The organism is Streptomyces sp. WZ-12 (assembly GCF_028898845.1).
Taxonomy (GTDB): domain Bacteria; phylum Actinomycetota; class Actinomycetes; order Streptomycetales; family Streptomycetaceae; genus Streptomyces.
Genome location: NZ_CP118574.1, coordinates 1,407,475 through 1,426,784 on the forward strand (window position 1 = coordinate 1,407,475; position 19,310 = coordinate 1,426,784).

16 protein-coding genes and 1 pseudogene are annotated in these 19,310 nt (G+C 72.5%); 2 read left to right on the forward strand and 15 right to left on the reverse strand.

The features are described from left to right. Window positions 1-52 precede the first annotated feature (52 nt). The 9 genes from PV796_RS05915 to PV796_RS05955 all read right to left on the reverse strand — a co-directional run bounded on the left by PV796_RS05915 (window position 53) and on the right by PV796_RS05955 (window position 11,411). A complete protein-coding gene (locus PV796_RS05915) occupies window positions 53-1,450 on the reverse strand; it encodes a hypothetical protein (protein ID WP_274911852.1) in 1,398 nt (465 codons plus the stop codon). Beyond that, a complete protein-coding gene (locus PV796_RS05920) occupies window positions 1,447-2,139 on the reverse strand; it encodes a DUF6084 family protein (RefSeq protein WP_274911853.1) in 693 nt (230 codons plus the stop codon). Before PV796_RS05920 ends, PV796_RS05915 begins: the two co-directional genes overlap by 4 nt. Beyond that, window positions 2,136-2,783: a DUF5947 family protein gene (locus PV796_RS05925; RefSeq protein ID WP_274911854.1), complete on the reverse strand. Its 648-nt coding sequence runs from the start codon at window positions 2,781-2,783 to the stop codon at window positions 2,136-2,138. Before PV796_RS05925 ends, PV796_RS05920 begins: the two co-directional genes overlap by 4 nt. After that, on the reverse strand, window positions 2,780-3,325 hold the full coding sequence (locus PV796_RS05930; RefSeq protein WP_274911855.1) for a hypothetical protein: 546 nt from the start codon (window positions 3,323-3,325) through the stop codon (window positions 2,780-2,782). Before PV796_RS05930 ends, PV796_RS05925 begins: the two co-directional genes overlap by 4 nt. Continuing rightward, window positions 3,322-5,103 (reverse strand): nickel-dependent hydrogenase large subunit, encoded by a 1,782-nt coding sequence (locus tag PV796_RS05935; RefSeq protein WP_274911856.1) that lies wholly within the window; start codon window positions 5,101-5,103, stop codon window positions 3,322-3,324. The genes PV796_RS05930 and PV796_RS05935 overlap by 4 nt, the downstream gene beginning before the upstream one ends. Before the next feature lie 67 nt (window positions 5,104-5,170). Next, the gene (locus tag PV796_RS05940) at window positions 5,171-6,256 is read right to left on the reverse strand and encodes an NADH-quinone oxidoreductase subunit B family protein (protein WP_274911857.1); all 1,086 of its coding nucleotides are present in this window, start codon (window positions 6,254-6,256) and stop codon (window positions 5,171-5,173) included. A 156-nt stretch (window positions 6,257-6,412) separates the two neighbouring features. Further along, entirely contained in the window at window positions 6,413-7,114 is a 702-nt protein-coding gene (locus PV796_RS05945) for a DUF4232 domain-containing protein (protein WP_274911858.1), read from the reverse strand. Window positions 7,115-7,780: 666 nt separating this feature from the next. Then, window positions 7,781-10,138 carry an MFS transporter gene (locus tag PV796_RS05950; protein WP_274911859.1) on the reverse strand — a complete coding sequence of 786 codons (2,358 nt, stop codon included), beginning with the start codon at window positions 10,136-10,138 and terminating at the stop codon, window positions 7,781-7,783. A 565-nt stretch (window positions 10,139-10,703) separates the two neighbouring features. Beyond that, a complete protein-coding gene (locus PV796_RS05955; RefSeq protein ID WP_274911860.1) occupies window positions 10,704-11,411 on the reverse strand; it encodes a ScbR family autoregulator-binding transcription factor in 708 nt (235 codons plus the stop codon). Window positions 11,412-11,583: 172 nt separating this feature from the next. On the opposite strand from PV796_RS05955, the gene PV796_RS05960 reads away from it, so the two are divergent. Both PV796_RS05960 and PV796_RS05965 read left to right on the forward strand, forming a co-directional pair. Next, the gene (locus PV796_RS05960; RefSeq protein ID WP_274911861.1) at window positions 11,584-12,552 is read left to right on the forward strand and encodes a ScbA/BarX family gamma-butyrolactone biosynthesis protein; all 969 of its coding nucleotides are present in this window, start codon (window positions 11,584-11,586) and stop codon (window positions 12,550-12,552) included. Window positions 12,553-12,711: 159 nt separating this feature from the next. Beyond that, window positions 12,712-13,476 carry an SDR family oxidoreductase gene (locus tag PV796_RS05965; RefSeq protein WP_274911862.1) on the forward strand — a complete coding sequence of 255 codons (765 nt, stop codon included), beginning with the start codon at window positions 12,712-12,714 and terminating at the stop codon, window positions 13,474-13,476. 43 nt (window positions 13,477-13,519) lie between these two features. Here the strand turns inward: PV796_RS05965 and PV796_RS05970 are convergent, their stop codons facing one another. The 6 genes and pseudogenes from PV796_RS05970 to gcl form a co-directional block, all read right to left on the reverse strand. After that, window positions 13,520-14,029: a methylated-DNA--[protein]-cysteine S-methyltransferase gene (locus PV796_RS05970; protein WP_274911863.1), complete on the reverse strand. Its 510-nt coding sequence runs from the start codon at window positions 14,027-14,029 to the stop codon at window positions 13,520-13,522. After that, window positions 14,026-15,513 (reverse strand): bifunctional transcriptional activator/DNA repair enzyme AdaA, encoded by a 1,488-nt coding sequence (locus PV796_RS05975; protein ID WP_274911864.1) that lies wholly within the window; start codon window positions 15,511-15,513, stop codon window positions 14,026-14,028. Before PV796_RS05975 ends, PV796_RS05970 begins: the two co-directional genes overlap by 4 nt. Window positions 15,514-15,651: 138 nt before the next feature. Then, window positions 15,652-15,879: a hypothetical protein gene (locus tag PV796_RS05980; RefSeq protein ID WP_274911865.1), complete on the reverse strand. Its 228-nt coding sequence runs from the start codon at window positions 15,877-15,879 to the stop codon at window positions 15,652-15,654. Between the two features lie 285 nt (window positions 15,880-16,164). Then, a pseudogene (locus tag PV796_RS05985) lies at window positions 16,165-16,326 on the reverse strand (NAD-binding protein); the annotation flags it as partial. A gap of 26 nt (window positions 16,327-16,352) precedes the next feature. Then, entirely contained in the window at window positions 16,353-17,192 is an 840-nt protein-coding gene (locus PV796_RS05990) for a TIM barrel protein (RefSeq protein ID WP_274911866.1), read from the reverse strand. A gap of 126 nt (window positions 17,193-17,318) precedes the next feature. After that, on the reverse strand, window positions 17,319-19,100 hold the full coding sequence (gcl, locus tag PV796_RS05995) for a glyoxylate carboligase (protein ID WP_274911867.1): 1,782 nt from the start codon (window positions 19,098-19,100) through the stop codon (window positions 17,319-17,321). Window positions 19,101-19,310: the final 210 nt, after the last annotated feature.

Below are 19,310 nucleotides of genomic sequence, written 5' to 3' on the forward strand. Positions count from 1 at the left end.
GGTGCGAGAGGCACAGTGCGGCCGGGCCGGAGGGGGTGGATCGGGTCGCTGTTCACTCGTCCTCCAGGGGCGCGACTTCGTCGGGTTGGAAGTAGAGGAACCGCCCCTGTTCGCGCCGGATGTCGGCGCCCGGGTCGCCCTCGACGGTCACCGCGAGGTGCACCCCGCCGTCCACGTCGTGCAGTACGGCCTCGACGCGCGCGGTGCGGCCGTGCAGGAAGAGGTCCTGGGCGTCGGTGCGGCGCCGGCCGGGGCGCAGCGCCACCCGGCTGCCGGCGCCGACCGGTCTGCCGTCGACGGTGATGCGGTCGGTCAGCGGGTCCACGGAGTCGTCGGCGCCCGGGTCCCACCAGGGGGTGTCGGGCCGGGCCGGTTCCGGGGTCGGGTCGGGCCCGGTGGCCGCCCTCAACTCCCGTACGGCGCCGTGCAGCCGCTCCAGGACCTCGGGCGGCATTCCGTCGGCGAGGGCGATGACCTCGGCGGCCCGGGGGTCGGTGCCGCGGGCCTCGCGCTTCTCCTGGTCGGTGAGGGCTGCCGTGCGGAGGGTGAGGATCTCGTCGATCTCCAGGGCGTCGTAGAGCGCGCCGGGGCTCTCGGGGGCGATGGCGGGGTGGTCCGCCAGGATGATCGGGGCGGAGAGCACCACGTCCGCGCTGCCGGGCGGGCCGGCCAGGACCGGCCAGGCGTGCTCGTTGCGGCAGTCGGCGACCGCGCCCCGGGCCCATTCGGGCGGGTCGGTCTGGGAGAGGAACCGGCCGGCGGTCAGGCCGAGCAGGAGGTGCGCGGCGACCAACGACCGGGGCAGCGCCGCGTCCCGGTCGTCGGCGTCCGGGCCCGGCTGCCAGTCGCTGGAGTTCGTCACGGTCGCGGTCAACTGCTGTACCGCGTACGGGCCCGCGAGCTCCCGCGCGGTCAGTCGCAGCGTCCCGCTGATCTCCGCGCGGCGCCGCACCAGCCGGCCCACCTGCCGCCCGTCCGCGTCGTGCACCGGCTCGGTCTCCTCGCCCGCGGGCCGGGTGAACGGGACGGTGACGCCGTCGCCCGCCAGCTCGGCCACGGGGACGTCGACCGGGCAGCGCTCCTCGACGCCCTCGTCCCAGGGGACCAACACCCGGTCGGGCAGCTCCAGTTCCGGGACGGTCTCGAACGTGCCGTCCGGGCGCAGGCGTTGGACGGTCCGCCGCTGGGCGCGCAGGAACCGCAGCTCGGCGCGGAGCCGGGCGCCGGCGCGGGCCTCCATGAGGCATTCGGTGCGCTGGTGGGAGGGTTCGGCCCGGTCGGCGCCCCAACGGGGCGGCACCAGGACGCCGAACTGCCAGCGGAGCCGGTTCTTGGCGGCGGATGCCCGGTAGGGGTAGAGCACATAGCCCTCGAAGAGCACGGCGTCCGCGACCTGCCGGGCGGTGGCGAACCGCTCCGCCAGGGTGTCCGTGGGCGCGGAGGTGGTCACGGTGCGGTCCTCTCGGTGGCGGGGCGGGCGACGGCGGTGAAGCGCCCGCGGGTGGGCGCGGCACCGTCCGCGGTGGCCAACAGCGCGGTGACGGTGGCCTCCCAGGACGGCAGGGCGTGTCGGGACCGGAACGCCAGCAGGGCGTCCAGGCTCTCCCGCGGCAGCCGCAGCCAACCGCAGCCGGGGAAGTGGGTGTCGGTCATCTCCCGCCACACGGCCACCGGGAGGCGGCACTCGGCCTCCTTGTGCCAGGGCACCGGCGCGACCTGGAAGCCGCCCGGCCCGGCGAAGACGGTGCCGGAGAAGAGCAGCAGCAGCGGCACCTCGCCGTCCCGCAGGGCGTGGACGTAGCGGCCGGCGGCGACCTCCAGGTCGTGGCTGCACGGGACGGGCAGGTCCACCTCGGTCTCGCCGTGGAAACCGGGGACGACGAGGGAGACCTGGGCGAACTGGAGGGGCTTGAGGGTGCTGCCCCAACGGGACCGCGCGCCGAAGAGGTCGGCCAGGGCCGCGGCCTCCTCGGCGTCGTGGTCGCGCCGGGCCGGTTCGATGCGGAGCTGGCAGCGCAACGCCAGGGCGTGCACCCGGGCCCCGTCGGCGGCGGTGATCCGCAGACGGAAGAGGAGGGTGGGAGCGGCGGCGTAGCGGTCGGCGCGGACGCCGGTGCAGGTGAAGGACAGCTCGGTCACGGCCGCCGGTCCTCCCCCCGCGGCTCCCGGGCCCGGCCCGCGACCTCGGTGAAGAACTCCGCCAGGGCGGCCCGGGCTTCGGCCCCGCCGTCGAAGCCCCGCCACACCATCCGGAGCCGGCCGGTGAGTTCGTAGGCGCGGTCGACGGGGATCAGGTGGCAGTCGGTCCGGCCCGGGGTGCGGTGCAGCAGCAGGGCCTCCACGTCGGGGGCGAGGAGGCCGGCCAGGCGGGTGGCGTCGTGGACGGACTGCCGGGCGGCCGGGGCGAGTTCGCTCTCGGTGGCGCCGGCCGGGCTGGGGTAGAGCGCCACCATCCGGCCCAGCGCGGTGTTGTCCAGCAGGAAGGCGATGCCGACGGGGATCTGGAGCCGGTCCCAGAGCGCGTCGTCGAGGCGGTGTCCGGGGTCGGTGAGGTAGCGGTCGGGGACGGTGCGGAACTGGCCGCCGCCGGCGCCGGGGCGCTCGAAGAGCAGCGCGCAGGGCGGGCAGGCGCAGGCCAGCGCCCGGTTCCTGGTGTCGACCAAGTGGCGGTGCCGGTCGACGAGTTCGGTACCGCACAACTCGCAGCGCTCGGGCGGCGCCGGCGCGGGGGCCCGGAAGCGCCGCAGGCCCCGGTGGGCGGCGGCGGTGCGCGCGGCGCTCACGACGCCGGGGCGGTGGTCGGCGGGCGGCGGGAGATCTGCAGCAGCGGCAACTCCGGCGCGCCGCCCGTCTCCCAGGCCACCGAGGTCACCTCCGGCACGAAGCAGGACAGCGCGCCCTCCACCGCGGACCGGTCGGCCGCACCGCCGCATCCGCACCCTCCGGACGCGCCCTCCCGCAGTCGCAGCGCCCCGCTCTCCGGCACGAACTCCGCGACCTCCACCGCGTCCTGGCTCCGCACGCTCGCCAACGCCCGCCCGATGCGGGCGGTGACGTCCTCCGGGTGCAGGTCGTGCAGCACCAACAGGCTGGCGACCAACGCGTCGCCCAGCAGCGCGGCCCGCGGCCCGCCGGCGTCGGTGCGCCGCTCGACGAGGTGCAGGACGCGGGCCAGCCCGGCGCCGTAGAAGTCCATCAGGACGCGGACGAGCTCCTCGGCGGTCGCGGCCGTCGCGGCGTCGCCGCGCTCGACGAGCCGGTCCAGCAGCTCCTCTACCCGATGCCCCGTCAACTCGGCGTCGGGAGCGGCGGCTTGGGCGGTCATCCGGCCAGCCCGCTCAGCCCGGTGGGGACGTGCATGGTCTCCACGGTCCGGCCGCCGACGTACATGTGGACGCCGCAGGGCAGACACGGGTCGAAGCTGCGCACCGCCCGCATGATGTCGATGCCCTTGAAGTTCTCCGGGGTGTTCTCCTCGAAGATCGGGGTGTTCTGCACGGCGTCCTCGTACGGGCCCGGGGTGCCGTAGGAGTCGCGGGTGCTGGCGTTCCACGGCGTGGGCGGATAGGGGTGGTAGTTGGCGATCTTCCCGTCGCGGATGACCATGTGGTGCGAGAGGACGCCGCGCACCGCCTCGGTGAAACCGCAGCCGATGGACTCGTCGGGCACCTCGAACTTCTCCCAGGTCTGGGTGCGTCCGGCGCGCACCTCCTCCAGCCCCTGCTCGGCGAAGTGCAGCGCCATGGCCGCCGCGTACGCCTGGAAGTAGGTGCGGGCGCGGTTGCGCTCCAGGGCGTTGCTCCACTTCGGGATCTTCCACTCGAAGCGGGCCTCGGGCCGGGTCATGCTGCGCGGCAGGTCGATGACGACGCTGTTGCCGGTGGCCTTGACGTAGGGGGTGTCGACGAGCCCGGACAGCGCGGTGGACCACAGGCGGGCGATCGGGCCGCCGCCGGTGTCCAGCGCCAGGTGCTCCTTGCCGTCGAACCAGCGCGGCGACATCACCCAGCTGTACTTGTCGTTGAAGTCCCGCTTCTGCGGGGCGGGGATGGTGTGTTGGTTCCAGGGGTGGCGGGCGTCGATGGGGTTGCCGAGCGGGTCGTGGGTGACGAACTTCTCCTGGCCCTCCCAGTCCTGGTAGTAGGAGCTGCCGAGGAGGATCCGGATGCCGAGGTTGATCTCGGTGAGGTCGTTGGTGACCAGCTTGCCGTCGACGATGATGCCCGGGGTGACGAACATCCGACGGCCCCAGTCCGTCATGTTGCGGTAGGTGAAGTCGCAGTGCTCGGGGTCGTTGAGGGCGCCCCAGCAGCCGAGCAGCACCCGGCGCCGGCCGACCTCCTCGTAGCCGGGCAGCGCCTCGTAGAAGAAGTCGAAGAGGTCGTCGTGCAGCGGCACCACGCGCTTCATGAACTCGACGTAGCGCATCAACCGGCTGAGGTAGTCGGTGAAGAGCTGGACGCTGGCGACCGTGCCGACACCGCCCGGGTAGAGCGTGGAGGGGTGCACATGGCGGCCCTCCATGAGGCAGAACATCTCCCGCGTGTAGCGGCTGACTTGGAGTGCCTCGCGGTAGAACTCGCCCTCGATGGGGTTGAGGGCGGTCATGATGTCGGCGATGGTGCGGTAGCCGTGGTCGCCGGCGTGCGGGGCCTCGGTGCGCTGGGCGAGCTCCCACACGCCGGGGTTGGTCTCGCGGACCATCTTCTCGCAGTAGTCGACCCCGACCAGGTTCTCCTGGAAGATGTTGTGGTCGAACATGTACTCCGCGGACTCGCCGAGGTTGATGATCCACTCGCCGAGGTGCGGGGGCTTGACCCCGTAGGCCATGTTCTGCGCGTAGACGGAGCAGGTCGCGTGGTTGTCGCCGCAGATCCCACAGATCCGGCTGGTGATGAAGTGCGCGTCGCGCGGGTCCTTGCCGCGCATGAAGACGCTGTAGCCGCGGAAGACGGACGAGGTGCTGTAGCACTCGGCGACCCGCTTCTGCTTGAAGTCGATCTTGGTGTGGATGCCCAGGCTGCCCACGATCCGGGTGATGGGATCCCAGGACATCTCCGTCAGACCGCTGCCGTCTCCGGCCGTCTTGGTCTTCGGTGCCATCGTCTGTGCACTGCCCTTCTTCGCGTACCGGGGTGGGGAACTGACGGAGCGTTGAGGAGCGGACCGGTCACCAGGGACGGCGGTATCCGGTGGTCAACTGCTCGCCGCGGTGCCGCCACTTGGGTTCGTGGTCAACGGTCTTGGCGGTGATGCCACGCAGTCGGCGGACGAGCCCGCCGTAGGTCGCGCTGGCGGTGCTGGAGAGCTTGGCGCCGGGCGGCTCGTCCATGAACGGCATGAACTTGTCGGGGAAGCCGGGCATGGTGCAGGCGATGCAGACACCGCCCACGTTGGGGCACCCGCCGATGCCGTCCATCCAGCCCCGCTTGGGCACGTTGCATTTGACCACGGGGCCCCAGCAACCGACCTTCACCAGGCACTTCGGCGAGTCGTAGGTGGTGGCGAACTGGCCCTGCTCGTAGTAGCCGGCCCGGTCGCAGCCCTCGTGAACGGTCTCGCCGAAGAGCCAGGTGGGCCGCAGTTGGTCGTCCAGGGGGATCATCGGGGCCGCGCCGGTCGCCTGGTAGAGCAGGTAGACCAGGGTCTCGGCAAAGTTGTCCGGCTTGATCGGGCAGCCGGGGACGCACACGATCGGGATGCCGGCCTTGGACTTCCAGTCCCAGCCGAGGTAGTCGGGCACCCCCATGGCGCCGGTCGGGTTGCCGGCCATGGCGTGGATGCCGCCGTAGGTGGCGCAGGTGCCGATGGCGACGACGGCGAGCGCGTTGGGGGCGAGCCGGTCGATCCACTCGCTGGTGGTGATGGGCTGCCCGGTCTCCGGGTCGTCACCGAAGCCGCACCAGTAACCCTCGGGCTTGATGGTCTCGTTGGGGATGGACCCCTCGACGACGAGGACGAACGGGTCGATCTCGCCCCGTTCGCCCTTGAAGAACCACTCGATGAAGGTGTCCGCGCCCTGGGTCGGGCCGCATTCGAAGTCGATCAACGGCCAGTGGACCTGGATCTTCGGCAGGCCGGGCAGGACGCTGAGCGCGATCTCCTCGATGCTCGGCTGGGTCGCCGCGGTGAGCGCCACCGAGTCGCCGTCGCAGCTCAGCCCGGCGTTGATCCAGAGGATGTGGATCGGGGGCTCGTCCGCGTCGTTACGCGCGGGCGAGGAGGAATCGGTTGCGGCGGCGGGTGCGGCTTTCATGGCGGTGCGCCTCCTCGGGGAGGTGGTGGGCGGGGGCGCGCGGCGCGCCTTCCGTCCACCTTGGTAACACCGCCCGGGAGGCCTGGAGAGCCGACGGGGGCCGTTCCGGTGACGCACCAGCGCCGGAACGGCCCCGCGGCCCGTGGGGGGTGGTTCTTAGGACGGCACCCCGGTGGTCAGCGTGGACACCGTGAAGGTGCCGCCGCACACCCGCAGCCCGCCGCTGCCGGTGGTCATGGACTCCTTGGAGCCGGGCGGGTAGACGAAGACGATCTGCGAGTTCGACCAGCAGGGGGTGTCCGAGACGCCCTCGTTCACCGTGTGCAGCAGGGCGGACGCGCTCTGCCCGGGCTGGAGGCGGACGCTGCCGCCGGCGCCGCCCTCGCGGGAGGCGGGTGTGCCGACCGCCGAGCCGTCGCGCTGGATCAGCGAGACGCCGGGGAAGCCGCGCAGCGAGCACGCCTTCTTGCCCTTGTTGGTGAAGATCAGCGGGATCCGGATGTTGCCGGCCCCGATGTCGGTGCGGCCCAGGCGCAGCGACATGTTCGCCGCGGTGCAACGGTCCGAGTCCGTCATGGCCGAGGGGTTGGCCTGGCTGGCGTTGGGGACGCCCTTGGCGCCGCCGGAGGGCTTGGCCTCGTTGGACGGCCGGGGCGCGTGGCCCGCGGACTGCGTGGCACCACCGGCCGACGGCGCGCCGTTCGCGGTGGCAGTGGCGGGTGCGGCGGCCGACGAGGAGCGGGACGCGCTGTTGTCCGTGCCGTTCTGACAGGCGGAGAGCGTCAGCGCGGTGACGGCGATCAGCGATCCGGCGGCGACGCGGCGGCCGCGACCGAGGGTCTTGAAGGTGAGCGACATGAGTCCCCCTCGTCTGGTAGGTGGGTACCCTCGAAAGGCGGGTGCGTACGGTCCGTCCGTTGCTCTTCTAGCGTGCTCCCGAGCACTGCCGGTCCGCTAACGAGGGACTAACACCCCGCTAACGAGGCCGCGCGCCCGACGGGACGCTGCCCCGGTGGCCGGTGTGACCAGCCAGAACTCCGGTGCGCCGCCCAGGCTCGCAGAAATCCGCGCGGTTGCGGACGCGGCACTACGAGGTTCGGCCGTTTCAGCCTTCCTGCCCACCTGTCCCGGAATACCGCTTCCGCCCCAGGTGTCCCGGGCCGTGGGTCCATGCCCCTGGTAAGTGCGCAGGGGCGGGCTCCGGGCGTCGGTGCTGATGGTGCGGTAGCGCGACCGGGGCGGACCGGGAGTCCGCACTCGACCGAAATCCCACCATAGGGTGTGGACGAGACGCATTCCTTGACGTTGGAGTTGCACGGGAACCGTGTTTTTCGGCCGCGGCGGGCGGGGGCTGGCGCGTCGTGATCGGTGCCTCCGTTGGTCGGTGACGTGTCGTCATGCCAGTGCGGTGGGTGGGGTTGTGGCACGGGGGTCGGGGGGTGGGGATCCGTGACGGGCCGTCATCTTCCCCAAGTCGTCTCCTCCCTTGAGTCTGTCGCCGCCGGCCGTCGTGGGCGGACCCCGTCAGTTTCCGGCCGCGGGGTGGGCGAGGTCCAGGTCGAGGTGCGCGTCGATGCCGTTGGCGAGGGACAGGGGGGCGGCGTGGGGCGGGTATCCGGCCGCGGACAGGGTGTAGTGACGGGCGGTCAGGTCGGTGAAGGCGTAGGCACCGTCCGGGCCCGTGACGGTGTGGGCGACGACCGTGCCGTCTTCCAGGAGCGTTACCGAGGCGTCGGCGAGAGGGCGCCCGTTGGGAGCGAGGACCGTGCCGGCGACGGTGGCACTGGGGTGCAGGCGGATCTCCCGGGTATGGGGGGCGTCCGGGCGGTCGCCGGGGGTCAACTGGACTGCGCGGGCGGTCGGTTGGTGACCCGGCGCGCTGAAGACGAGGGTGTATTCACCGTCCGGGAGGTGGGGGATGGTCCACTGGCCGTCGGTGTCGGTTGCCGTGGCGGTGACCACGTCGCCCCGGGCGTCGGTGACCACGACGCTGGCGTCGGGCAGGGCGGTGCCGTGCGGGCCGCCGAGCAGGGTGCCGTGGAGGGTGCTGGTGGTGGCCGGCAGGACCAGGTCGGCGTCGGCCACCGTGCCGTCGCCGAAGTGCGTGGCGGGAGTGGCCTGCGGGGCGTGGCCGGGGGCGGCGGCGGTGAGGACGTAGGTGCCCGCGGTCGGGGCGGCGAGGGCGTAACTCCCGTCGGCCGCGGCCGTGGTGACGCCGGCCTGCTGGCCTTTCCGGTCGATGAGGGTGACGGTGGCGCCCGGGACCGGCTCGCCGGTGGCGCTCATGACCCGCCCTCGGAAGCCGGCGGGGTCGGTGAGGTGGGCGATCCCCGCGGGTCCGTCGGTGGTGGTCGAGCCGGGGGTGGCGGGCGTCGACTCGGCTTCGTCCGTGGGCTTCGGGCGGGGCGGGGACGTGCGCGGGGAGGGCAGGAAGGCGGCCACGAGCACGCCGAGGGCGACCGCGGCGGTGGCGATCAGGAACGAGATCCGGAAGCCGGCCATCGTGGGGACCATGACCGAGCCCAGCGGCCGGGACATGTGCGCCAGGACCATGCCGATCACGGCGCTGGAGACGGAGGTGCCGATGGAACGCATCAGCGTGTTCAGCCCGTTGGCCGCGCCGGTCTCGGAGGCGTCGACGGCGCCGACGATCAGCGCCGGCAGCGAGGAGTACGCCAGGCCGATGCCGGCGCCGACCACCACCGCGACGACGGCGGTCTGCCAGGGGGCCTGCATCAGGCCGATGCCGGCGCCGTACCCGACGCCGATGATCAACATGCCGAGCAGCAGCGAGACTTTCGGGCCGCGGCGGGCGGCGAGCCGGGCGTAGAGCGGCGCGACGAACATCATCGTCAGGCCCAGCGGCGCCACGCAGAGCCCGGCGACCACCATGGTCTGACCGAGGCCGTAGCCGGTCGACTTGGGCAGTTGGAGCAACTGCGGCAGCACCAGCGAGATGGCGTAGAACGCCACGCCGACCGTGATGGAGGCGAGGTTGGTGAGCAGCACCTCGCGGCGGGCGCTGGTGCGCAGGTCCACCAGCGGGTCGGCGATCCGCAGCTCCATCACGCCCCAGAGCAGCAGGATCAGCAGGGCGGCCCCGAACAGGACGAGGGTGCGGGGCGAACTCCAGCCCCAGTCACTGCCCTTGGTGATCGGCAGCAGCAGGGCGACGAGCCCGGCGGACAGGCCGAGGGCGCCGGCGACGTCGAAGCGGCCGGGCGCCCGGACCTGGGTCTCCGGGACGATGAGCAGCGTGAGCAGCATCGACAGCACGCCGAGCCCGGCGGCGGTGAAGAACAGCGCGTGCCAGTCGGCGTGTTGGGCCACCAGGGCCGCGCCGGGCACCGCGAGTCCGCCGCCGACGCCTATCGAGGAGCTCATCAGCGCCATGGCCGAGCCGAGCCGCTCCCGGGGGAGTTCGTCGCGCATCAGGCCGATGCCGAGGGGTATCGCGCCCATCGCGAAGCCCTGGAGTGCGCGGCCGATGATCATGATGACCAACTGGCCGGTGAATCCGCAGATCAGCGAGCCGATGACCATGACGCCGAGGCTGGCCAGCAGCATCCGCCGCTTGCCGTGGAGATCGCCGAGGCGGCCCATGATGGGGGTGGCGACGGCGCCGGCGAGGAGGGTGGCCGTCATGACCCAGGTGGCGTTGCTGGGCGCCGTGCCGAGCAGCGTCGGCAGGTCCTTGATGACCGGGACGAGCAGCGTCTGCATCACCGCGACGGTGATGCCGGCGAAGGCGAGGACGGGGACGACCCCGGCATGCGCTCTGCGGGGTGCGCGGTGTCCGCCGCCGGAGCGCGGGGGCAGCGGTCGTCGGCCGGCGGATTCCGCCGAGTTCGCGGGGAGTTGGTCCGTCGTCGTCTGGGTCATGCGGGCGGCCTCCAGAGCGGCAGGAGCGAGCGGAGCGGGTGCGCCGTGCGCGACGGTGCGCGGCGCTCGGGCAGGGGGCGACCCCTTGATACGTGCATGACGAACGTTTCACCGCGAGGGGCTATTCCAAGACACCTACGCGCGTCTCGCGCTGCGGTCGGTGATCTCGCTCACGCCCGCCGCTCTCGGCGGCCGCCCGTGCCAACTCCCGTGCACCGCACCGCCGATCGCCGCCGCCCCCGCGCAGGCCAGCCGCGTGTGCCCGGCCGGCGACGCCCTCCTGGGCGCACTCCTCAGCCCGCTCCACTGCCCGTTCCCCGGTCCACGTCCGGGTCCGTCCGGCACGCCGTGCACCGCCCCTCCCCCGCCTCGTTTCGGACACTGGCTCCAGTGAACCGCACGCCACTGACAGTGCGTCCGCGCGGGGATCAAGAGTGGGTCAAAGGCGGAGTGCGGGCGCCGGCGCGCGCCGGGGGACGGAACCGGCTTTCCCGTACACCGGGGGAGCTTCCGTTCTTCAGCTCCGCGCCCGGCGGGCCCTCGCGCGCGCAGCGGGGAAGTCCCGCTAAGGCGCCGCGTCCAACAGGTGTGCTGCCGCCGCGCCCTCCGCGCCGTCGGAGGCGTCGCGCGCCTCCCGGTGCCGCCGGAGTTCCGCGTCGAGCAGTGCGCCGCGCTCCGGGTCGAGTCTGAGCCTGGCGAGCATGGCGGGCACGGCGATGGTGGGCAGGGTGTGCTCGAAGAAGACGGCCAGCCGGTGACAGAGGTCGTCCTGGTCGGTGAACGCCTTCGACATCATCTGGATCCCGGCGAAGGCACCGACGAACAGCTCTGCGGCGTCCCGCACGTTGACGCTCTCCAGGACCTCGCCTCGCGCCTTGGCCTCCTTGAGCAGGCCCTCAACGAACGACGTCCACGCCGACATTGACTGCCGGCGGTCGAGGCGGTTGGAGCCCTGCTCGATGGCCAGACGGGCGGCGCCGCGCTGGATCGCGTCGTCGCGGAGCCGGTAGGCGAGGATCTGCCCCGCGTCCACGAACTCCTGGAGCTTGATCTGCTGCGGCCGCACGGCGATGTCCAACACCTGCTCGTGCAGCACGGCGAGGGCGAGTTCCTCCTTGGAGGAGAAGTGGAAGTACAGGGCGCCCTTCGTCACGCCCGCGCGCGCGAGGATCTCCGCGATGGTCGCGCGGTCGAAGCCGGACTCGTCGAAGACCGACGCGGCGGCTTCCAAGATCACTCGCCGGGTCCTGATCGCGCGGTCCTGACGTGCCACAGAACGCCTCCCGTCTCTCAAAGGCTTGAGTCTCTCAGCAATTCGCTACGGCTCAAGTTTCCTCCAGAACAGTGCCCGCCCCGCACCTTGGCACCAGCGTTGAAAAGAAAACCGGATGGTACGTATCTTAAGCCGTGTCCGGAGCTCTCCCGTTTGATGCCTAGGGGCTGTCATGAGCGACACGTTGCAGGTCAGCAGCACGGTTCGGCCCACATCCCGACGTCAGACGCAACCGGCCCGGAACCGTCCCGTCACGGCGACCCCCGTCCCCGGCGAGCTCGTGCACCGCCCGCACCCGGAGGACGTACTGATCACGTCCTGGCAGCGCCGGGACGGCAGCCACTTCTCGCTCACCGGCCAATGGCCCCACAACCACGGGTACTTCACCCCCAGCCACGGCCGGCACCACCTCGTCCTCACCGGCGAGACCATCCGTCAGGCCGGGTTGCTGCTCTCGCACAGCGAGCTCGGCGTCCCTCTCGGTCACCACTTCATCCTCAGTGACCTCGTCTACACGATGTCCCCCGGGCACCTCGCCTCCAGGACCGCGCCGACCCCACTGGCCATCGACGTCACGTGCAGCGGCACCCGCATGCGGGCCGGTGCGCTGGCCAGCAGCCGGTTCGACATGACCATCCGCACGGGTGGTCATGTCGTCGCCACCGGTCACTCCCACGTGAGCGTGACCTCGCCTGGTGTCTACCGACGGATCCGCGGCGAACGACTGCTGGCCCGGCCCGTCCCGGGCCCGCTCGCCCCGCCGGTACCGCGGGAGTTGACCGGCAGCGCCAGCGACCGCGACGTGCTGCTCTCCCCCACCGGGGGGCCGGGCCGGTGGCTGCTGCGGGTCGCGCCCGGGCACGCCACGGTCGTCAACCCGGCGAACGACCATGTCCCCGGGCTCTCGTTGCTCGACGCGGCGCAGCAGGCCGCCCGCGCGCTGTTCGCGCCCGCCCCCTTCGTTCCGTACGCCTTCAGCACGCAGTTCCACCGGTACGCGGAACACGGCGTGCCCTGTGTGATCGAGGCGCGCCGGATCCCGTCGAGGCTCCCCGGGATCACGACGGTCGAGGTCGTCGGGGAGCAACACGGGGAACCGGTTTTCGTATCGACCCTGACGGGGTTGGACGCGTACCACTGAGCGGGAGGGCCGACACCGGCCCGGGCGGTCCGCCGCACCCGTAGGAGCCCGCATCAGGCATGCCCCATGGGCCTGGGCCCCTTCGGCGGGGAGACTGGCGCCCCGCCCGGGCCCGGTGGCATCCGCCGCCGTCAGCACAACGGAAGGCCGACAACGACCATGGGTGACCTCAACGGAAAGACCGCGTTGGTGACGGGTTCCAGCCGTGGCGTCGGCCGCGGGATCGCCCTGCGCCTCGCCCAAGACGGCGCGCTGGTCGCCGTCCACTACGGGCGGAACGCCGACGCGGCCGGTGAGACCGTCGAGCGCATCCGGGGCGGCGGCGGCCGGGCGTTCCCGATTGCCGCGGAGTTGGGGGTGCCCGGCGACGCCGAGACGCTGTTCGCCGCCTTCGACACCGAACTGGCCACCGCCGGCGCGGAACCCGGCCTGGACGTCCTGGTGAACAACGCGGCGATCAGCCTGCCGGGGCACATCGACGAGGTGACGCCGGAGGAGTTCGACCGGGTCCTCGCGGTCAACACCAAGGCGCCGCTCTTCCTCATCCAGCACGGTCTGCGGCGGATGCGGGACGGCGGGCGGATCATCAACGTCTCGTCCGCCGTGACCAGTACCGCCTTCCCCTCGACGCTCGCCTACGGGCTCTCCAAGGGGGCGCTCGACACCCTCACTCGCACCCTCGCCAAGGACCTCGGCGCCCGCCGGATCACGGTGAACGCCGTCGCGCCCGGTTTCCTGGAAACCGATATGAACGCCGCAATGCGGTCAACTCCCGAGGCGCATGCGGCGCTTGCCGCCATCTCGGTGTTCAACCGGCTCGGCCGGCCGGCCGATGTCGCGGACGTGGTCGCCTTCCTGGCCTCGGACGACGCGCGCTGGATCACCGGCCAGCGGCTCGACGTGACCGGCGGCTCGATGCTCTGACGGCCGGCGCCGGGGCGGTGCGCGACGGGCCGCGGCCGCCTCCTCAGGCGGCGCCCGGCACCGCCCCTTCGAGGTCCAGCAACTGCCGCTTGCGCTCCAGGCCGCCGGCGTAGCCGGTGAGCGAGCCGTCGGCGCCGATGACGCGGTGGCAGGGCCGGAGCACCAGCAGCGGGTTGGCGCCGATCGCCGTCCCGATGGCGCGGACGGCGGCGCGCGGCGCCCCGATGGCGGCGGCGATCGCCCCGTAGGTGGTCGTCGTGCCGTACGGGATGGTCTCCAGCGCCGCCCAGACGCGCTGCTGGAAGTCGGTGCCGCGGGGGAGGCATTCGAGGGTGAACGGGGCCGTCGCGCCGTCGAAGTAGGCGCGCAACTGCCGGGCGATGTCGGCGAAGGCGGCCGGGTCGTGCGTCCAGTCGTCCTGCACGACCGCCGCGCGCTTCTGGCCCGGCAACGAGAGCGAGGCCAGCGCGGTGCCACCGGGGGCGGTGGCCGATCGCTCGCCGACCAGCAGGAGTTCGCCCAGGGGGCTGTCGAGGGTGGTGTACAGGGTCATGCGGGGTCGTGCCCTTCTGTGGGGTTGCGGTGCCCTTCCGGACGGCCGGCGGGCTCGGCGGCGTCGGCCGCCCAGAGGTGGTGGGTGGCGTACGAGCGCCAGGGGCTCCAGAGCTCCGGGGCGCTGCCCGGGGCCGGGTCGGCGAGGAGAACGTCGGGGTCGCCGAGGGCCCGCATGCGGACGTAGCCGGCGGTCCGGGCGGTAACGCCGGGGAGCCCGCGGAGCGCGTGCTCGGCCCGGTCGCGGTCGGTCCCGGCGTCCAGGGTGATCTCGCCGGTGGCCAGCGCCTCGGCGAGGGCGCGCAGCGCGGCGGTCCCCGACCGGGACGGGACGAGGTCGACGAGCGGCGCCCCGGCGAGCTCCTCGGCGCGCGGGAAGAGGTGGGTGAGGGTGCCGGCGGGCCGGGCCAGCGGCTCCCCGTGCGCGGTGACCAGCGCCGCGCCCAGGGCGCGCCCTTCGGCGGTCCCGGCCCGGCCGCCGAGGACGGCGCGCAGCGCGAGCTCGTCCGGGTCCACGGTCCCCGGGGAGCGCAGTCCCGGGCGGGCGGCGACCAACGGGGCCAACGCCGGGTCGGCGCCGAGCCGTTCACCGACCGCGTACGGGTCGGCGTCGAGGTCGAAGAGGCGGCGCAGGCGCTGGGCGGCGGTGGTCAGGTCGCGCAGCTCGGCGAGGTGCAGCCGGCAGTCCAGCCAGCCGTCGCCGGCGGTCTCGTCGACCTCGGCGATGCCGGTGCCGTTGGGCAGCCGCAGGGTGCGCCGGTAGGTCCGTCGGCCGGGCTCCCCGGTGACCTCCTCGATGCCGGCGAGCGTCCGCAGCGCCAGGTAGTCGAAGATCTGCCGCGCCGCGTACGGGCCGCGGAACGCCAGCCGCAGCGGCAGCACACCGGGGGTCGCGGACGGCGCGGCCGGGCCGGTGCGGGCGCCGGGTCCGGGGCGGACCGCGCGCAGGGTGCTCGGGGTGAGCGCGTAGATCTCCTTGATGGTGTCGTTGAACTGCCGGACGCTGGCGAACCCGGCGGCGAACGCGATCTCGGCGATCGGCAGGCCGGTGGTCTGGAGCAACACCCGTGCGGTGTGGGCGCGTTGGGCCCGGGCCAGGGCCGCGGGCCCGGCGCCGAGCTCGGCGGTCAACTGCCGCTGCACCTGGCGGGCGCTGTAGCCGAGCCGGGACGCCAGCCCGGCGACGCCCTCCCGGTCGACCACCCCGTCGCCGATCAGCCGCATGGCCCGGCCCACGACGTCGGCCCGGGCGTTCCACTCCGCGGAGCCCGGCACCGCGTCGGGGCGGCACCGTCGGCAGGCACGGAAGCCGGAGCCCTGGGCGGCCGCGGCGGTCGGGAAGAAGGTGACGTTGCGCCGGCGGGGGGTGGTGGCGGGGCAGCTCGGCCGGCAGTAGATCCCCGTCGTCGACACCGCGAAGAAGAACGCCCCGTCGAACCTGGCGTCCCGGCTCCGCACCGCCTCGTATCTGCTGTCCTCGCTCATCACACCCCCTACTGTGCGCCATCCCGGGCCCGCCTTCTGGCGGAAATCAGACGCGACGCTGGTGAGGTGGGGGTCTGCGGAGGGGACGCGCTGCGACGGCCCGGATACCGGGCGCGTACCGCTGCGGCCGGGCCGGGGTCAGGCCGGCGGCATCGGCCAGTCGTCCAGGGAGCCGCCGCGCCATTCGACCAGGCGCGGGTCGTCCAGCGCGATGTCCTCGGCGGGGTCGGTGACCCCGGCGCGGCGGAGGAATTCGGCCACGTCGCCGCGGCCGTGTGCCAGGCCGACGATCTGCCCGTGCACGGTCACCCGACGCCCACCGGACGGCGTCGGCGGGTGCACGATGACAGGCGGATGCTCGGACATGCCTCCAGCGTGCGACGGGCTCCGCGCGCTCGCACGTCGGCGGCGGTAACTCACCCGGACGGCAGGGCCGCGGTCCGGGGGCGGCGGCGGTGGGAGGCGGACGACGCGCCGGCGCCGCGGTCGCAGTGCGGCGGCCGCGGCGCCGGGGGTCCGGTGCGGTCGCAGTCGAGGACCGCGGCCCGCGGTCCGGGGCCCGGTCGCGGACCAGGGGCGTCGCCCCTGGGCAACGAGCCGTGGGGCGTGGCCCGTTGGCCAACTGCCCCTGAGGAGTCGGTCGTTGAGACCTCAGCCCTTGGGGGTGGAGAGGCGTTCGACGCCGGCGAGGAGGGCGGAGTGGTCCAGGCCGCCGTCGCCTTGGGCGCGGAGGGCGGCGACGAGGGAGCCGACGGGGAGGGGGGCGCCCACCGTGCGGGCGGCGTCGGTGACGATGCCCATGTCCTTGTGGTGCCGCGTTCGGTGGTGGTGCCGACGGCTTAGGAGGCGGCGCGCAGGAGGGCGGGCAGCCAGGCGAAGCTCTCGGCGCTGGGGCCCTGGCCTGGCTTGTATTCCAGGCCGACCCAGCCGTCGTAGCCGTTGTTCTTCAACTGGCCCAGCAGGGCGTCGAAGTCGAGGTGGCCGGTGCCGGGGGCGCCGCGGCCGGGGTTGTCGGCGATCTGCACATGCCCGGTCTTGTCGGTGTAGCGGTCGATGACCTCGGCAAGGTCCTCGCCGTTCATCGACAGGTGGTACAGGTCCATCAGGAATCTGGCGTTGTCCACACCGGTGGCGGCGTTGACCGCGTCGACCACCTCGATGGCCTTGGGCGCCGAGACGATCGGGCACTGCGGCGACTCCGGCGCGTTGAGCGCCTCGATCAGCAACGTGCCCTCCACCTGAGCCACCTCCCGCGCCGCGAACGTCAAATTCGTCAGCGCCAGCGCGTCCTGCTCGGCGGCACTGACCCCCTCCACACGGTTGCCGTACAGGGCGTTGAAGGACGTGCAGCCCAACGACGCGGCGAACTCCACCGCCACCGGCACATTCGCCCGAAACCGCGCCGACTCCTCACCCGGAACCGACAACGCACCACGATCCGGCCCCGGCAACCGCCCCGCGTAGAAGTTCAACCCGGTCAACTGCGTCCCGGCATCACGCAACGCACCAGCCAGCGCGTCCAGTTCACACCGATCCGGAGTCGGAGCATCCACCCACGGCCACCACAGCTCCACCGCCGTGAACCCCGCCGCCCGCGCGGCCGCCGGCCGCTCAAGCAACGCAAGCTCGGTGAACAAGATCGACAGATTGACGTTGAAGCGCGTGTCCGTGAAACCCATAGGCCCGGCGCTCCTTCCGAATAGCGGATTTCTTTTTGCTTTACGGGATGTTGCGGGGCCGGGCGCGGCCGGTGAAGCCGCGCCCGGCACACCGTCCGGATCGGGTCCGGATACCGACGGCGGCGGTCAGACCTTGAGCGGCTTGATCGCGGTGGGGGCGTGACCGGGCTCGGTCGCGAGCTCCTCCCACTCGTTGACCTTGTCGATCTCCGCGGCGGCCATCGAGATGTTGGTGATCCGCTCCAGGATCGCCTCCACGATGACCGGGACGCGGTGCTCGGCGGCCAGCTTCTTGGCCTCCTCGAAGGCGGCGGCCAGCTCGCTGGGGTCGGTGACCCGGATCGCCTTGCAGCCCAGGCCCTCGGCGACCTTGACGTGGTCGACGCCGTAGACGCCCAGCTCCGGCGCGTTGATGTTCTCGAACTCCAGGTTGACCTGGAAGTCGATGTCGAAGTTGCGCTGCGCCTGGCGGATCAGGCCCAAGTAGGCGTTGTTCACCAGGACATGGACGTAGGGGATCTTGTGCTGGGCGCCGACCGCCAGCTCCTCGATCATGAACTGGAAGTCGTAGTCGCCGGAGAGCGCGACGACCGGGGTCTCCGGGTCGGCCTTGGCGACGCCCAGCGCGGCCGGGATGGTCCAGCCGAGCGGGCCGGCCTGGCCGCAGTTGATCCAGTGGCGCGGCTTGTAGACGTGGAGCATCTGCGCGCCGGCGATCTGGGAGAGGCCGATGGTGGTGACGTAGCGGGTCTCCGGACCGAACGCCTTGTTCATCTCCTCGTAGACGCGCTGCGGCTTCATCGGGATGTCGTCGAAGTGCGTGCGGCGCTGGAGTTGGGCCTTGCGCTCCTGGGTGGAGGCGGCCCAGTCGCTGCGGTCGGGCAGCTTGCCGGCGGCCTTGAGCTCCTTGGCCACCTCGACGAACAGCGCGAGGGCGGCCTTGGCGTCGGAGGCGATGCCGTAGTCCGGGGCGAAGATCTTGCCGATCTGGGTCGGCTCGATGTCGACGTGGACGAACTTCCGGCCCTTGGTGTAGAGGTCCAGCTTGCCGGTGTGGCGGTTGGCCCAGCGGTTGCCGATGCCGAGGACGAAGTCGGACTCCAGGAAGTTCGCGTTGCCGTAGCGGTGCGAGGTCTGCAGGCCCACCATGCCGGCGTTCAGCTCGTGGTCGTCGGGGACGATGCCCCAGCCCATCAGGGTGGGGATGACCGGGGTGCCGGTCAGCTCGGCGAACTCGACCAGCAGGCCAGCCGCGTCGGCGTTGATGATGCCGCCGCCGGCGACGATCAGCGGGCGCTCGGACTCGTTGAGGAGCGCGAGCGCCTTCTCGACCTGGGCGCGGGTGGCGGCCGGCTTGAAGGCGGGCAGCGGCTCGTAGGTCTCCGGGTCGAAGTCGATCTCGGTGAGCTGAACGTCGATCGGCAGGTCGATCAGGACCGGGCCGGGCCGGCCGGAGCGCATCAGGTGGAACGCCTGCTGGAAGACGCCGGGGACCTGGGCGGCCTCCATGACGGTGGTGGCGGCCTTGGCGACCGGCTTGGCGATCGAGGCGATGTCGACGGCCTGGAAGTCCTCCTTCTGGATCACCGCGGTGGGCGCCTGGCCGGTGATGCAGAGGATCGGGATCGAGTCGCCGATGGCGGAGTACAGGCCGGTGATCATGTCGGTGCCGGCCGGGCCCGAAGTGCCGATGCAGACACCGATGTTGCCCGGGTGGGTCCGGGTGTAGCCCTCGGCCATGTGCGAGGCGCCCTCGACGTGGCGCGCCAGCGTGTGGTCGACCCCGCCGGCGGCCTTGAGCGCCGCGTAGAAGGGGTTGATGGCCGCACCCGGCACTCCGAAGGCGTTGGTCACGCCCTCGCGCTTGAGGATCTCCACCGCAGCGCGGGCGGCTGTCATTCGAGGCATCGAGTACTCCTGCGTCGACCTGTCACGGGCATGTCCGACCGATGGGGTCGGGTCACTGCGTCAATTCCGCATCTTGGAATTAATGTTTTGCTTTATGGAAGGAAAGTAGAGCGAGACGTTCGACCCGTCAAGAGGTGTGGTGCGACCGCGGGACGGCGCCAGGCACGGAGACGTCGCGCACCGGGGAGCGTTCGGCGCGCGGCGCGGGCG